General features: G+C 42.0%; 12 protein-coding genes. 9 read left to right on the forward strand and 3 right to left on the reverse strand.

What is annotated here, in order from left to right; genetic code table 11:
- The first annotated feature begins 775 nt into the window (after window positions 1–775).
- The gene (locus ACQRD1_RS04290) at window positions 776–3,898 is read left to right on the forward strand and encodes a hypothetical protein (protein WP_427786968.1); all 3,123 of its coding nucleotides are present in this window, start codon (window positions 776–778) and stop codon (window positions 3,896–3,898) included.
- 112 nt (window positions 3,899–4,010) lie between these two features.
- Window positions 4,011–5,921: a 1,4-alpha-glucan branching protein GlgB gene (glgB, locus tag ACQRD1_RS04295; RefSeq protein ID WP_235232012.1), complete on the forward strand. Its 1,911-nt coding sequence runs from the start codon at window positions 4,011–4,013 to the stop codon at window positions 5,919–5,921.
- A gap of 772 nt (window positions 5,922–6,693) precedes the next feature.
- Here the strand turns inward: glgB and ACQRD1_RS04300 are convergent.
- From ACQRD1_RS04300 to trmB, 3 genes are all read right to left on the reverse strand, one after another.
- A complete protein-coding gene (locus tag ACQRD1_RS04300; protein WP_235232011.1) occupies window positions 6,694–7,998 on the reverse strand; it encodes a DUF1002 domain-containing protein in 1,305 nt (434 codons plus the stop codon).
- Between the two features lie 64 nt (window positions 7,999–8,062).
- Window positions 8,063–8,386, reverse strand: a complete 324-nt coding sequence (locus ACQRD1_RS04305) for a thioredoxin family protein (RefSeq protein ID WP_427786937.1) — start codon at window positions 8,384–8,386, stop codon at window positions 8,063–8,065.
- Window positions 8,387–8,627: 241 nt separating this feature from the next.
- A complete protein-coding gene (gene trmB, locus ACQRD1_RS04310; protein WP_427786938.1) occupies window positions 8,628–9,281 on the reverse strand; it encodes a tRNA (guanosine(46)-N7)-methyltransferase TrmB in 654 nt (217 codons plus the stop codon).
- A gap of 195 nt (window positions 9,282–9,476) precedes the next feature.
- Between trmB and ACQRD1_RS04315 the strand changes: the two genes are divergently transcribed.
- Genes ACQRD1_RS04315 through ACQRD1_RS04345 form a run of 7 tightly spaced genes read left to right on the forward strand, consistent with a single transcriptional unit; the run spans window position 9,477 to window position 15,938 of the window.
- Window positions 9,477–9,788: a hypothetical protein gene (locus ACQRD1_RS04315; protein WP_235232008.1), complete on the forward strand. Its 312-nt coding sequence runs from the start codon at window positions 9,477–9,479 to the stop codon at window positions 9,786–9,788.
- 3 nt (window positions 9,789–9,791) lie between these two features.
- Window positions 9,792–10,838 (forward strand): V0D/AC39 family V-type ATPase subunit, encoded by a 1,047-nt coding sequence (locus ACQRD1_RS04320; RefSeq protein WP_427786939.1) that lies wholly within the window; start codon window positions 9,792–9,794, stop codon window positions 10,836–10,838.
- Window positions 10,835–12,775 carry a V-type ATP synthase subunit I gene (locus ACQRD1_RS04325; protein ID WP_235232006.1) on the forward strand — a complete coding sequence of 647 codons (1,941 nt, stop codon included), beginning with the start codon at window positions 10,835–10,837 and terminating at the stop codon, window positions 12,773–12,775. The genes ACQRD1_RS04320 and ACQRD1_RS04325 overlap by 4 nt, the downstream gene beginning before the upstream one ends.
- 28 nt (window positions 12,776–12,803) lie before the next feature.
- Complete coding sequence (locus tag ACQRD1_RS04330) at window positions 12,804–13,238, forward strand: ATP synthase subunit C (protein ID WP_235232005.1); 435 nt, start codon at window positions 12,804–12,806, stop codon at window positions 13,236–13,238.
- Window position 13,239: 1 nt separating this feature from the next.
- Window positions 13,240–13,548, forward strand: a complete 309-nt coding sequence (locus tag ACQRD1_RS04335) for a V-type ATP synthase subunit F (RefSeq protein WP_235232004.1) — start codon at window positions 13,240–13,242, stop codon at window positions 13,546–13,548.
- Between the two features lie 37 nt (window positions 13,549–13,585).
- Window positions 13,586–14,173 carry a V-type ATP synthase subunit E gene (locus ACQRD1_RS04340; RefSeq protein ID WP_235232003.1) on the forward strand — a complete coding sequence of 196 codons (588 nt, stop codon included), beginning with the start codon at window positions 13,586–13,588 and terminating at the stop codon, window positions 14,171–14,173.
- Window positions 14,166–15,938 carry a V-type ATP synthase subunit A gene (locus tag ACQRD1_RS04345; RefSeq protein ID WP_235232002.1) on the forward strand — a complete coding sequence of 591 codons (1,773 nt, stop codon included), beginning with the start codon at window positions 14,166–14,168 and terminating at the stop codon, window positions 15,936–15,938. The genes ACQRD1_RS04340 and ACQRD1_RS04345 overlap by 8 nt, the downstream gene beginning before the upstream one ends.
- Window positions 15,939–15,944 lie beyond the last annotated feature (6 nt).

Here is a 15,944-nt window from a genome sequence, read left to right on the forward strand (position 1 = left end):
CCATTGGACAATTTCGAATTTACAAGTCAATATGTTAGTGGTATGGCAAATGAAAGTTCCCAGAGAATAAGCCTTAACCATAGAGGATAGAGAATAGCCGGTAATTATAATAATAAAAAGAGTCGGAGAAGAAAAACCGGAAATAATATAGATTATATTTGCAGACATATTGAGGATAATACCACATAATAGTTCAAAGATATTAGAAGATGTGTAAAGAAACATTACCTAATATATCAGATGTATTCGTAAACTATATTAACTGGAATGTTATAGAAGAAATAACTTAATATGATTATAGACAAATAATAAGGGCACTGGCTATAATAGGAACGGTTATAGGTATAAATAGCTAAGGAATCTGGTTATATAGATTTGAGGGATATGAATAATGGTATCGAAGATTAGAATATAATCGTTAATAAAAAGAGTATAGTAATCTTGGACTTTGAGTTATAAGTATAAAATAAAAAAGGCAAAAGGGAACATCGAATCAAAAGATAACCCTCCGATTAATATAAAAGTATATGATAAAATTTAATATAAAATAGCCATTATAATCAAAAGGTTCTAATGGCTATTTTTTTTATGGAAATATAAGGTTATAAAGTTGTAACTTTTGTAATATATCTTTAACAATTTTCTTTGTACATTTTGACATTATTATAACCATATGATAAACTTATATAAATATAAGTAAGTAAATATACTATTTTGACAATTATTTGAGGTGAGAAATTTGGATAAATATGAATATCGGGTAAAGACAGAGCAGATGCTCGAATACATGGATAAAAAACAATATAAGAAAGCTATGGAGATTGCAGATACCATTGACTGGCGCAGAGTTAAGAATGTGTCTATGCTGAATATGGTAAGTGAGATCTATGAATATAACGGAGAATTCCAGAAGAGCCGAGATATACTATTTGTTGCATTTGATCGCGCTCCGGGAAGCAGAAAGATTGTATACCGGCTCGGTAATCTGGCGTTAAAGATAGAAGATTTTGAAGAAGCATCAGATTGTTATGAAGAATTTGTAAAACTTGCACCAAAAGATCCAAATCAGTATATTTTGAAATACAAGATTCTGAGAGCACAGGGAGCACCATTAGAAGAACAGATTCATGCCATGGAAGATTTTAAAAAGGCGGAGTATGTTGAAAAATGGGCATACGAGTTGGCAAAATTATATCATGAGGCGGGAATGACTGCAGAATGTCTGGAAGAATGTGATGACTTGATTCTGTGGTTTAGCGAAGGAAAGTATGTCTATCAGGCAATGGAATTGAAGATGAAGTATAAGCCATTGACCCCGCTTCAGAAGGAAAAATACGATGCTCGCCCAGGCGCACCAAAGAAAGAAGAGTCTGAGAAGACAGAAGAAAAGAAGCCGGAACAGGCAAAAACGCCTATGGCAGAAATTATCCGTGAAGCAGAGGCGGCTGAAGAGGAAAAAGTTCAGGACGTTGCAAGAGAATTGAAGCAGAATGGAATTGATGTCGCAGAAGAATTGCCGGAAGTAATGGAAGAAGAGATTCCAGAAGAAAAGCCAGAAAAGCATTCTGCAATTACGAGAGTTGTAAAGGGTGCAACTTTGCAAGAAGCACTTGCAACGGGAGTGGCAATCGCCAGTGGAATCAATATAGAAGAGAAAGCAATGAAGGAGAAAGAGGAAGCGTTAAGAGTTACTGGACAGATGCGCATTGAAGAAATCCTTCAGGAGTGGGAAGCAAAGCAGAAGGCGAATGCAGAAGTAATCGAAAAGAAGAAGCAGGAAGACCGCGAGAGAATTAGAAAAGAGCGGGAAGCGGCAGAACGTCGAAAAGAAGCAGAACGCTTAGAAGTAGAGAGAAAGGCAGCTGAGGCGGCCCGAAAAGCGGCGGAAGAAGAAGCGGCCCGAAAAGCGGCGGAAGAAGAAGCAGCCCGAAAAGCAGCCGAGGAAGAAGCGGCTAGAAAGGCAGCTGAGGAGGCGGCTAGAAAGGCAGCCGAAGAAGAAGCAGCCAGAAAAGCAGCTGAGGAGGCAGCTAGAAAGGCAGCCGAGGAAGAAGCCAGAAAAGCAGCGGAGGAAGAAGCAGCCAGAAAAGCAGCCGAAGAGGCAGCCAGAAAAGCAGCCGAAGAGGCAGCCAGAAAAGCGGCGGAAGAAGAAGCAGCTAGAAAAGCAGCGGAAGAAGAAGCAGCCAGAAAAGCAGCCGAAGAGGCAGCCAGAAAAGCGGCGGAAGAAGAAGCAGCTAGAAAAGCGGCGGAAGAGGCGGCCAGAAAAGCAGCGGAGGAAGAAGCAGCCAGAAAGGCAGCGGAGGAAGAAGCAGCCAGAAAAGCGGCGGAAGAAGAAGCAGCTAGAAAAGCGGCGGAAGAAGAAGCAGCCAGAAAAGCGGCGGAAGAGGCGGCCAGAAAAGCAGCAGAGGAAGAAGCAGCTAAAAAAGCAGCGGAGGAAGAAGCAGCTAAAAAAGCAGCTGAGGAAGCAGATACGATCATTCAGGGAAAGACACAGAGAATTCCAGATGATATTGTAAAATTGATGGAAGAAATGGAGAATGATGTAGAAGAAGATAATTTCGAGGCCGATGCGCTGGAAGATACCTTTGAAACAGAGGAAGTAGAAGATCAGGAAGAAGATTTTGATATAGAAGATTTTATCGGCGATTTCGAAGAAGACTTTGCAGAGGAGTTTGAAGAAGACTTTGACGAGGAAGACTTTGGAGAAGAGGATTTCGAAGAAGAAGACTTTGACGAGGAAGACTTCGGGGAAGATTTCGGAGAAGAAGACTTTGCAGAGGAAGATTTTGAGGAAGAAGACTTCGGAGAGGAAGATTTCGAAGAAGAAGACTTTGGAGAAGAAGACTTTGAGGAGGAAGATTTCGGCGAGGAAGACTTTGAGGAAGATGACTTCGAGGAAGAAGAACTTGAGGAAGAAGAACTTGAGGAAGAAGACTTTGAGGAGGAAGATTTCGAAGAGGAGGAACTTGAAAAGGCAGAGCCTGAACCGGTAACAGAGACTCTTGAAATTGAGGAGCCATCTGAAGAAGAGATTCAGAAAAGAATTAAAAAGTCAAAAGGCGGTGGAGTTCCGTTTGATACAGGATTTGTTGTGACCGGACGTTATGATCTGAGCGCAACTAGTGAGATTGGTCTAAAAGCTGGACTTACCGAAGAACAGAAAAAATTGTTCTCTTATTTTGTTCCGGTAAGAGGAATGAGTGAACAGATCGTGGAAGTTCTTGATAATGACCGGAGAGCACAGAGAGAAGGAACCTCAAAGACAGGAAACCTTCTGGTAATCGGACGTAAAGGTTCTGGTAAGACGGTACTTGCAGTAGATATTGTAAAGGCAATTCAGAAGCAGAGGAACCTGAAGCAAGGAAAGGTAGCGATTGTAACAGGAGAATCATTGAATAAGAAGGAATTGACGAATATTATTCAGAAGCTTCGTGGTGGTGCAATTATTATCGAAAAGGCAGGCAAACTGAATTCCAGAACAATTAAAGAGTTAAATTATCTGATGGAAAAGAAGACAGGAGAACTTCTTTTTGTGCTGGAAGATCAGAGAAAACCACTGGAGCGTCTGATGACAGCCAATCCAGATTTTAAGAAGAAGTTTACTTCAAGACTGGAACTTCCGGTATTTATAAATGATGAATTGGTAACGTTTGGACAGACATATGCGAAGGAGAATGGTTATAAGCTGGATGAAATGGGAATTCTTGCATTATACAGCAGAATTGATGTGATGCAGAGAGAAGATCATGCGGTATCTGTTGCAGAGGTTAAGGAAATCATGGATGAAGCAATTGAACATTCTCAGAAGGCAAATGTAAAGCATTTGGCAAGAAGAGTGTTTGGAAGAAGTACAGATGAGTCTGACAGAATTATTTTGAAAGAGGAAGATTTCAAAATATAAGAGATGAATAAAAGTAGGGTTTTGGTGAGTAAGATTTGCCAAAACCCTTTCTTTTTATGGTGGTCTAAAGTATAATAATAATATATCGCAACAGAATGTGAGGGATAGTTATATGGCAGAGAAAAAGAAAAAACCATATGAAATCGGCGAACTGGACCAGTACCTTTTTGGACAGGGAACACACTATGAGATTTACAAAAAAATGGGAGCTCATAGAGTGAAAAAAGGGAAAAAAGAGGGCGTATATTTTGCAGTATGGGCACCGCATGCGCGTTCTGTGTCTGTAGTGGGCGATTTCAATGAGTGGAGCATGGAAGCTAATCCAATGGAGAGGGAAGAACCATTGGGAATATACACATGTTTTATTCCGGGTGTTGAAGAGGGAGCTTTATATAAGTACTGTGTGGAGACATATACAGGAGAATATGTTTTTAAGTCTGATCCATATGCGAATTATGCAGAGCTAAGACCGGGTACAGCATCAAGAGTGACGGATATTTCCCAGCTTAAGTGGACAGATTCTGTCTGGATGGAGAAGCGTGAACAGTGGAATCATATGAAAGAACCAATGTCTATCTATGAAGTACATATTGGTTCCTGGAAGCGGCATCTTGGAACGGAAGGTACGGGATTCTATAATTATCGTGAGTTTGCAAAGGAAATTGTAAAGTACGTAAAAGATATGGGATATACTCACGTTGAATTGATGGGAATTGCGGAACATCCGTTTGACGGTTCCTGGGGATATCAGGTGACGGGATACTTTGCACCGACTTCTCGTTATGGAACACCAGAAGATTTCGCGTGGATGATTAATTATCTTCATAAGAATAAAATCGGAGTTATCCTGGACTGGGTACCGGCTCATTTCCCGAGAGATATACACGGATTGGCTAATTTTGATGGAACCCCTACATATGAATATGCAGATCCAAAAAAGGGAGAACATCCAGATTGGGGAACCAAGATTTTTGATTATGGAAAAAATGAAGTGCGTAACTTTTTGATTTCTAATGCTTTGTTCTGGATTGAATATTTCCATGTAGATGGTCTGCGAGTAGATGCGGTTGCATCCATGCTTTATCTTGACTATGGAAAACAGACTGGTCAGTGGATTTCTAATAAATATGGCGGAAATCAGAATCTTGAAGCAATTGATTTCTTCAAACATCTGAATTCCATTGTAAAAAAACGTAATCCAGGTGCATTAATGATTGCAGAGGAATCTACAGCTTGGCCGAAGGTTACCGGAGATGTTGAAGACGATGGCCTTGGTTTCAGCCTGAAATGGAATATGGGATGGATGCATGATTTTATAGAATATATGAAACTGGATCCATACTTCAGAAAATATAATCACAATCAGATGACATTTGCTATGAGTTATGCACATAGCGAGAACTTTATTCTGGTATTATCACATGATGAAGTTGTTCACTTGAAGTGTTCTATGCTGAACAAGATGCCGGGCCTTGGGTTCGACAAATATGCGAATCTAAAAGTCGGGTATGCCTTTATGATGGGACATGCCGGAAAGAAGCTTCTGTTCATGGGACAGGAATTTGCCCAGCTTCGTGAGTGGAGTGAAGAACGAGAGTTAGACTGGTATCTTCTGGCAGAAGAGGAACATCTGCAGATGCAAAACTGGGTAAGAGATCTGCTCCATCTGTATAAGAAGAATAAAGCAATGTATGAGCAGGATGACAGCTGGGATGGCTTCGAGTGGGTCAACGCAGACGATGCTGACAGAAGTATCTTCAGCTTTATCAGACATTCCAAAGGAAATAAAAAGAACCTCCTGTTCGTATGTAACTTTACACCAGTGGAGAGAGAAGATTATCGTGTTGGTGTACCGAGAAAGAAACAGTATAAGCTGATCATGAATAGTGATGATCCGAAATATGGTGGAAAAGGAGAAGAAAGACCACTTGTTTATAAGGCTAAGAAGGAAGAATGCGATGGAAGACCATATTCCTTCGAATATAAATTGCCAGCATATGGAGTTGCTATATTTGAGTTTTAAGTGGGAATTTAGATGAGTGAGTTGGTAATTGAGAGTGTACGGCGCAAGGATGAATGGGATGGTTGGCATTGCGGAGTCCTTCGCTGAGAAGCCATAACAGGAAAAGGAGCAGATATTTTGTGACCAGGCTGATTCACCCCGAAATCTTGATGATTTCGAGGCTCAGCAGCCTTCTTAGATCTGGCTTGAGGCCAGATCTTCGCGCAAAATGTCTGTTCCTTTTTCTGTAACGGCTTCTAACGCTTGTCCAACGAATGTCAACCATCTCATTCATCCTCTCGCCTGTCATTCCCAAGTCCGAAACTTCCTCATCTGCGAGGATTCCTGCGTATGACGAAAAGGGAAAGATATTGGCAATAGTTTGACAGAATAACTAACCAATATTTCCATCAAAATAATAATGAATAGTATAAGAATATCGTACCTCATTACGCTTCACGCTAGGAATTCCCCTAGATGAGTTCGTTCCGTGATTGAGAATGTCAGGCGCAAGGGAGTTGGATCGGTTGGTCTGTATCCGTTTATCCAAGCACTAGAATCCGTTACAGAAAAAAGAACTGCAATTCCGTGTGAGAATTTGGTTACAGACCAAATTCGAAAGGACTGCTGAATCGAGAAATTATCCAAATTTCTCGGTGAATCAGTCCGGTCACGAAATTGCAATTCTTTTTTCTGTTATGGATTCTCAGCGAAGGATACCGGATACAGACCAACCGATCCAACTCCCTTGCGTCGTGCACTCCTCAATCACAAAACTTACCCATCAAAATTCCTACTGAACACTCTCGCTGGAATCGGTTGTGCCATCATCGATGACTAATCCGGTGTCACCGGAGGTGTCTGTATCGGTTCCGTCTGCGGTGGAATCGTCGATTGCAGCATCATCTGTGGAATCACTTCCATCGAGATCGGAATCGTCTGTGATATCTGTATCATCGGTGTTGTCTTCTTCTTCGTCGGTGTCAGCGTCTTCGTCTACTTCTTCTGTATCTTCGTTGGTATCTTCATCCTCTCCGCCGAAGAGATCTTTGAAGAATCCAACTATTTTATCCCAGAAGCTTTCTTTTTCTTCGCCGACAACTGCATCCAGTGTACTGTCAATGATGGCATCTGCTCCGAGGACATCGTCCTGAGTATCGTTGATGATTCCGCCGTCGTTAGAATCGCCGGTAAAGAATCCTTTGACAGAACTCCAGAGGTTGGAGAAGAATCCGCCGCTTTCTCCGTTCAAGTTGTCCAGTGTCTTCTTCAATGCTTTTGTGTCATAATCGTATTGAGAGATTGTCTGCATCAGGGATACGATCTGAGCCATCTGTCCTTCGGAAAGGGTGATGTTATATTTATCTGCGGCATTGTTGACTGCATCCTGAATCTCGCCTTCATCTGTTAAGTTGTTATCGATGACGTCTTCTTTTACTTCGTTCATCAGGTCGCTTGCCTGTTCCTGACCGATGGTATCGGCAAGTTCTCCGGTAGTTATCAGTTCCTGAGTGGCAGCTTCCTTCTGTCCTTCGTCCAGGGCTTCACCGCTTGCCTGTTCATAAGCCATCATGATTCCGGTCAATGCCCCGGTACCGGATACTTCGATTGGAGAGGCAGCAACAACATTGCAGTTCTCAACACCGGAAGTTAATAATGTACTTGCAATCATAGAACTGGTTACATAAGTCAGGTTTGCAACTTTTACCTGTACACCGCCACTGCTGGTTGGTTCCACATAGGAACAGCTATATGTACGAGTTCCAATCTGTTCCTCAGAAGCGATTCCTTCCATGTATTTTCTTTCATCCGCATTGGTTACTTCGATGGTATCCACTTCATCAGCAGAAGTTCCGAAATATTCGTACATGGAGGTTTTCTGTTCCTCTGTAAGATTGGCGCCAAGAGTTACAACCTTTGAGCTGTCAGCCTGAGCTACCAGAGGCAGGCTGGAGCAGGTAAGTACTGCAGCCATGATTAATGGTAATGTTCGTTTTATCTTTTTCATAATGTCTGGTGTAAACACCATACCTCCTTTTTGTTCTTTTGCGGCGACAGCCGACGCAAGCAAAATGGCTATAGCTTCGTCGACTGCCACACGGAGACTTCATGATTCTACCCTAATATACCATATTCCGCTATTTTTGCAAATAAAATATGCATTAACTATTTCTGAAGATTTTCTGTAGACGTTGATCAAATAGCTCTTCGTCTATGACACCTTGCATACTTCCAAGCAATTCGCCGTTCTGAAAGAATACGAATGTCGGAACGATATTTGCTTCGTAGTTGGCGGCGAGTACGGCCGATTCGTCAACTTCTACTTCGCAGAATTTAATCTGGCCTTCATATTTTTTCTCGATTTCCTCGACAACCGGCTTCATCATAGCGCATTTGCCGCACCATATTGCATAGAACATGACAACAACCGGGAGTTGGCTGTGTTTCGCCTCAGCCGCAAAATTTTTGGCTGTTAAGTGTAACATATTATTCAACCTTTCTTTTTTTCATCTTCTAGCATCTGGGATTCAATATGCGATATACTTCATCCATAGAGTGCCTTAAACAGAGTAATTTGTTGTGTAATCCTTTTTGTCGGTAAGTTAATTCACAGATCTTTTGTTTGATTCCTTTTTTTCGTCTGCGTCCCATATGCTTACATCCAGATATAAATTCTTCTATATTAATATATGCAGATGTACAAGACTTTGGCACAAAGAGATATTATCAAGATTTCCTGTGAGCAATTAATTTGCAGATGGGGTCACCCATGGAAGAGAACTTTTCTTCATACTCTGTCATAATATTGCCCTGGTTCATATCTGGTGTGTTATGTAAGTCGTAGGTACAGGCGGCAAGTTCAAATGTGGAAGATTCTTTTAGTTGTTCTACGGAAAAATCAAAGAGGGGCCTGTTATCTGTCTTGAATTCAACAGTCCCGTCCTGAGTGAGTATCCGGTCATATTGTGCAAAGAATTCAGCAGAAGTCAGGCGTCTGCGGGCATGACGAGCCTTTGGCCATGGATCTGAGAAATTCAGATATATACGGGAGACTTCGTCAGGAGCGAATACTTCTGCGATATCAGCGGCATCCATACAGATGAAGCGAATATTAGATGGAGCAGTTTCCGTTTCCTGGAATTTTTCCACTGCACGAAGAAGGACACTGGAATATCTTTCGATGCCAATGTAATTGATATCTGGATTACACTGAGCAAGGGAGAGGAGAAACTTTCCTTTTCCCATTCCGATTTCTATATGTATGGGATTGGTATTATTAAATACATTTTGCCAATTTCCTTTAAAATCAGTTCCATTTTTAACAACTTCTTTACAGTCGTTCAATACACCTTCTGCACGTGGTATATTTCTAAGACGCATACGCGATTCCTCCCTATTTTCAAGCGTTTTAGCATATCTTTTAGTTTATCTCCTGAGCAAAGAAAAGTCAATTCTACACGAATGTGTTAAATAAGTAACAAGGCTGTAATTTTTTGGTAATATTGACTATGGAAATTTGAAAAAATAAGAGTATTATTATAACATGAGTGTAATTATAGGAAAATGGAGGCGCCTATGGAATCTGTTGTTGAAAAATTAGCGGATATAGAGATGACTGCGGAAGCAATTGTGGAGCATGCCGAGGCTCAGAAAAAAGAGATTGAGAAAGAGATTCAGAGGAAGCGAGACCAGTTTGATGAGAATTTGGAAAGTGAGACGCAGGTACAACTGGATCAGATTAAAGCAGAAGCCGACAGGGAGATGGAACGGATTCTGGCGGATCAGAGAGAGAAGAATCAGTCGACGATTGATAATCTGAGAAAAGAATTTGAGAAAAATCACAGCGCATATGCCCAGGAGATTTTGAAGCATATAATAGAGGTGTAAAACATGGGAAATGTTATGTCATACAGCGGAATTGTTACAAAGGTCCGTGCGATGCAGGCAAAGCTCCTTACAGAAAAAGATTTTGAGAATATTGCGAATCTGAAAAGCGTACCGGAAGCTATAGATTATCTGAAAGAAAAGCCGGCTTATGCAGATTATGTTAATCGGATGGATGTCTCGTTGTATCACCGCGGCAATGTGGAAAAAGTGCTGTATCAGTCGTTGTTTGATGATTACACAAGAATTTTCCGGTTTGCGGGAATGGAACAGAAGAAGTTCCTGAAGATATACAGGAAGAGGTATGAGATTGATCTGATTAATTATTGTCTGCGTATCATATTTAATCATTACGATAAACCGTTTGATCTAGAATATAAGAAAGAATTCTTCGATAAGTATTCCCAGATATCCATTGATAAGTTGATCACATCAAGAAATATTGTAGAATTGGTAGATAACCTGCGGGGAACGGAGTATTATGCTCCTCTCCAGAAGCTAAGAGATGCAGAGGATGCGAATCTCTTTGATTATGATCTGGCATTGGATCTGTATTATTTTTCCAGTATGTGGAAAAAGAATAAGCGGCTTCTGAAAGGGAAGGAACTGGAACTTTATACCAGGGACTGTGGAACGAAGATAGATCTTTTGAATATCCAGTGGATCTATCGTGCTAAGAAGTATTATCATATGCTTCCACCAGATATCTATTCCCTTACTATTCCGATTCATTATCGAATCAGTGTTGAGGAATTTAAAATGCTGGTCGAGGCACCTACACTGGAAGAATTCGAACGGCAGCTTGGGACGACTTATTATGCAAAGAAACTTGTTGGTTTTGAGGGAAAGAAACTGGAGCATATCTATAAAGAATGTCTGAAGCGATTATATCTGAGTGACCGGAGAAAGAATCCATATTCTATAGCAACGGTCAATACGTATTTATTTTTAAAAGAAGAAGAAATATATAAACTAACTACAGCCCTTGAATGTATCCGTTACGGCTTATCTTCAAGAGAAACGTTAGGATACCTAGGAGGTGTGATTGAATGATTGTAAAAATGAAGTTTTTGAGCATTAGCGGACCAAGAACAGATATTGACCGTGTATGTGATGTATATCTGTCAAAATATGAGATGCAGCTTGAGAACGCCCTTACTGAATTAAAGACGACAGACAATCTCATGCCTTTTGTAGAGGTGAATCCGTATAAGGAACCATTAGCAAAGGCAGAACAGTTTGCGGCTTTGATACCGGATGGAAATGTTCATGTGGACGCTTCCATGACGGAAGACGAGATGATTACATTGATTCGGAATATTAATCATAATTATCTGGAACTGGTAGAAAAGAAAGAACTTTTAAAGAAGAAAGCAGATGGCATAAAGGATAACCTGAATGTACTGGAGCCGTTCAGACCACTGGAGCTGGATCTCTACAAAGTCATGAGATATAAGTATATGAAGGTTCGTTTCGGAAGAATTGAAGTCGATTATTATAAGAGACTGGAGAGATATCTGTTTAGTGATCTGAATGCAATATTCCTGGAAGGTGTCCGGAATGAGAATTATGTCTATGGCTGCTATTTTGTCTCGAATGCAGAGGCAAGTAAAGTGGACTCGGTATTCAATTCTCTTCATTTTGAAAGAATCTCGCTATCCAGGGATTATGTTGGGACACCGGAACTGGCATGCCAGGATATCCAGAAAGAAATTAATGATGCTGCAGAACAGATGAAGGAAATTGATACTAAAATCGAAGAACTCATGACAAAGCATGCGTCACAGCTTCTTGGTGCAAGAAGAAGGCTGGAAGAGTTATCGAATAACTTCGATGTACGAAAGATGGCGGCAAGGACAGATGTAGGAGATAATAAAGAAGATTATTATATCCTCTGCGGCTGGATGGGAGAAAAAGATGTTGAGGCATTTGTAAAAGAAGCAGAACACGATGACAAAGTGTTCATCGTGGTAGAAGAGGATAAGGAAAAGTTCTTTGGAGATCCTCCGACGAAGTTAAAGAATCCTCGATTCTTTAAGCCTTTTGAGATGTTTATCCGTATGTATGGGCTTCCGGCTCATGACGAGATGGATCCGACGATGTTCGTGGCACTGACGTATACATTTATTTTTGGTGCCATGTTTGGAGATATGGGGCAGGGACTGTGCCTGTTTGTTATCGGCGGTCTGCTCTATCTGATCAAGAAGATCGATCTGGCGGGAATCATATCCATCGCCGGTCTTTTCTCGACATTTTTTGGATATATGTTCGGCAGTATATTTGGATTTGAGAATATTATTGAAGCACATTGGTTAAGGCCGGTGGAAGCAATGACGAATCTTCCGTTTATCGGTCAGCTGAATACCGTATTTGTTGTGGCAATTGCATTTGGTATGGCGCTGAATCTGCTGGTGATGATCTTCAATGTGGTTAACGCTATAAAGTCACATGATCTGGAAAACGGGCTGTTTTCGAATAACGGAGTGGCAGGACTTGTGTTCTATGGCTTTCTCGTTCTTACGATCGTCTTGTATATGACAGGACATAAAGTTCCGGGAAATATTATGATGGTTATCTTCCTGGGAGTTCCGATTTTGATGTTCGTGTTCAAAGAACCTCTTGCCAATCTGGTTCAGAAGCGACATAAGAAGATGGAAGAAGGAAAAGTCATGTTCTTTGTGCAGGCATTTTTTGAATTGTTCGAAACAATGCTGAGTTACTTTTCCAACACCATATCTTATGTGCGAATCGGCGCATTTGCAGTCAGTCATGCGGCAATGATGGAAGTTGTACTTATGCTGTCCGGTGCATCTGAGGGAAGTACGAACTGGATCGTATTTGTGCTGGGCAATATTCTGGTATGTGGACTGGAGGGACTGGTCGTTGGAATCCAGGTACTTCGTCTGGAATACTACGAGATGTTCAGCCGGTTCTATAAAGGAAACGGACGGGAATTCAAACCGTTTAATAATCATAGTAAAGAACATTAATAATCCAAACATAAGGAGGATATCAATCATGACATTAACAGTAAAATTATTACTCATTGCAACTTTGATACTTAGTATTATTATTCCATTTGGCTATTATCTGCTCGGAGAAAAATCCAGAAAAAGATATAAACGAGCAATTGGAACCAATGTATTCTTTTATTTTGGAGCATTTGTAATTGCAGCAATCATGATGTTTGGCGGGGATCCGGTACAGGCTGCTGACACTGCAGAAAATGTTGCTTCAAATGCTACAGGATTCGGTTACCTTGCCGCTGCACTTTCAACCGGTTTGTCTTGTGTAGGTGGTGGTATTGCCGTTGCCAGTGCTGCCAGTGCTGCTCTTGGAGCAATCAGTGAAGACTCCAGCGCACTTGGTAAGTCTCTGATCTTCGTAGGTCTTGCAGAAGGTGTATGTCTGTATGGACTGATCATCTCCTTCATGATCTTAGGTAAATTGTAAGATGAAGATGTATCTGATCAGTGATAATATCGATACGCTGACAGGAATGCGGCTGGCTGGTGTCGATGGTGTAGTGGTTCATGAAAGAGAGGAGCTTCGGGAGGCCATTGAGACTGCGATGAATGATAAGACAGTGGGAATCATACTGCTGACGGAAAAGTTCGGCAGAGAATTCCCGGATCTGATCGATGAGATCAAGCTGGGACGAGAGATGCCGCTTTTGATAGAGATTCCTGACAGACACGGAACCGGACGTAAGAAAGATTTTATCACATCTTATGTAAATGAGGCGATTGGCCTGAAATTATAGATGGAATGAAATTCCAATTGAAAAGAAGGTGACACACTTGACAATAGAAGAGAAGATATCACATTTGCAGGCCGCAGCGATGGAAGAAGCCAGAACAGAGGGCAATGCTATTATGAAAAAGCATGAAGATGCGCTGATGGGCGTATTTGAGCAGCACCGCATAGAAGCAACCCGACAGTCGGAGATGAGAGTGAAGGCGGAAAGAGTCCATGCAAAGCAGCAGCTGAATATGGCGATGTCCAAGGCGCAGCTGGAATTAAAAAGAGAACTGGGAAAGACACAAAAAGAGTTGAAAAAGGAGCTGTTCCGGGAGGTTGAGGAACTGATACGGGACTTCATGAAGACGGAAGAATATAAGCGTCTTCTGATTGAGTATATTAATAAGTCGGCCCGATTTGCAGACGGGGCAGCTATGACGATCTACATTAATCCGACGGATGAAGATAAGAAAGATTATCTGGAGGAACATACCGGCATGGCACTTACCGTGAGTAAAGAGGACTTTATCGGAGGTGTGCGGGCCGTGATCAGAGAACGGAATATTCTGATTGATCACGCGTTCAAGGGCGCAATTGAAAAAGAATATCGTGAGTTTGTATTCAGAGGAGGTGCGGGAGTTGAATAGTGTATCAACTGGAAAAATCTACGGAATCAATGGTCCCGTTATCTACTTGAAAGGTATGACTGATTTTAAGATGTCAGAGATGGTATATGTAGGGGAACAGAGGCTGGTGGGCGAAGTGATTTCCCTGGATAAGGATCTGACAACGATACAGGTATATGAGGAAACATCAGGATTAAAACCGGGCGAGATCGTGGAGTCATCTGGATCAGCAGTATCCGTTACTCTGGCACCGGGAATTCTGAATAATATATTTGATGGAATTGAACGTCCGTTGGATCGAATCGCGGATACTGCCGGGTCATTTATCACCCGAGGAATCAGTGTGGATTCGCTGGACAGAGAAAAGTTGTGGGATACGCATATGACGGTGTGTGTTGGAGATGTGGTTCATGGCGGAAGCATTATTGCGGAGGTTCCGGAGACACGTGCAATTGTTCATAAGTGTATGGTGCCGCCAGATGTAGAAGGAACGGTTGTCTCCGTTGTTCCGGATGGGCAGTATACGATAGAGGATGTGCTGGTTACGCTGGAACTTTTGGATGGCAGCAGGAGAGATCTTACGATGACACAGCGCTGGCCGATCCGTGTTCCGAGACCGTCGGCTCATCGATTCCCGGCAAATATTCCACTGATTACAGGACAGCGTATCGTGGATACCATGTTCCCGATTGCAAAGGGAGGAACTGCAGCGATTCCGGGAGGCTTCGGAACAGGAAAGACGATGATGCAGCATCAGATTGCGAAGTGGGCGGATGCAGACATTATTATCTATATCGGATGTGGAGAGCGTGGGAATGAGATGACGCAGGTATTGGAAGAATTCTCTCAGCTGGAGGATCCGAGAACCGGTAACCCATTGATGGATCGTACCACTTTGATCGCCAATACTTCGAATATGCCTGTGGCAGCCCGTGAGGCTTCTATCTATACAGGCCTTACACTGGCAGAGTATTATCGGGATATGGGATATGATGTGGCTATTATGGCTGATTCTACTTCACGTTGGGCAGAGGCTCTGCGTGAGTTGTCCGGACGTCTGGAAGAGATGCCTGCTGAGGAAGGCTTTCCTGCATATCTGGCTTCTCGGCTGTCAGCATTTTATGAAAGAGCTGGTATGATGCAGACTTTGAATGGCGAGGTGGGGTCCGTATCCATTATCGGAGCAGTATCTCCTCAGGGAGGAGATTTTTCAGAACCAGTTACGCAGAATACTAAGCGATTTGTGAGATGCTTCTGGGGACTGGATAAATCTCTGGCGTATGCAAGACATTTCCCGGCAATTCACTGGCTGAACAGTTATAGTGAATATTTGAATGATCTCAGTGGATGGTACGCAGACCATGTGTCGCCGAAGTTTACAGATTATCGAAACAGAATGATGACCATTCTGAGCCAGGAGAGTAACCTGATGGAGATTGTAAAATTGATCGGCGGAGATGTACTTCCGGATGATCAGAAACTGATCCTGGAGATCGCCAGAGTAATCCGTCTGGGCTTCCTGCAGCAGAATGCTTTCCACAAAGATGATACCTGCGTATCGCCGGAAAAGCAGTTTAAGATGATGGATGTTATCTTATATCTGTATAAAACATCCCGGGCTCTTGTTGCAATGGGAATGCCGATGTCTGTGTTAAAGGCGGAAGGAATCTTCGAGAAAGTAATTGCAATGAAATATGATGTTCCAAACGATGATCTGCAGCTGCTAGATCTATATAAAGTGGAGATTGACCATTTTTATCAGAGAGTAATCGAAAAGAATGCATAAAGGAGG

Origin of the sequence: Bariatricus sp. SGI.019, from assembly GCF_050315235.1 — a bacterium.
GTDB lineage: Bacteria > Bacillota > Clostridia > Lachnospirales > Lachnospiraceae > JAFBIX01.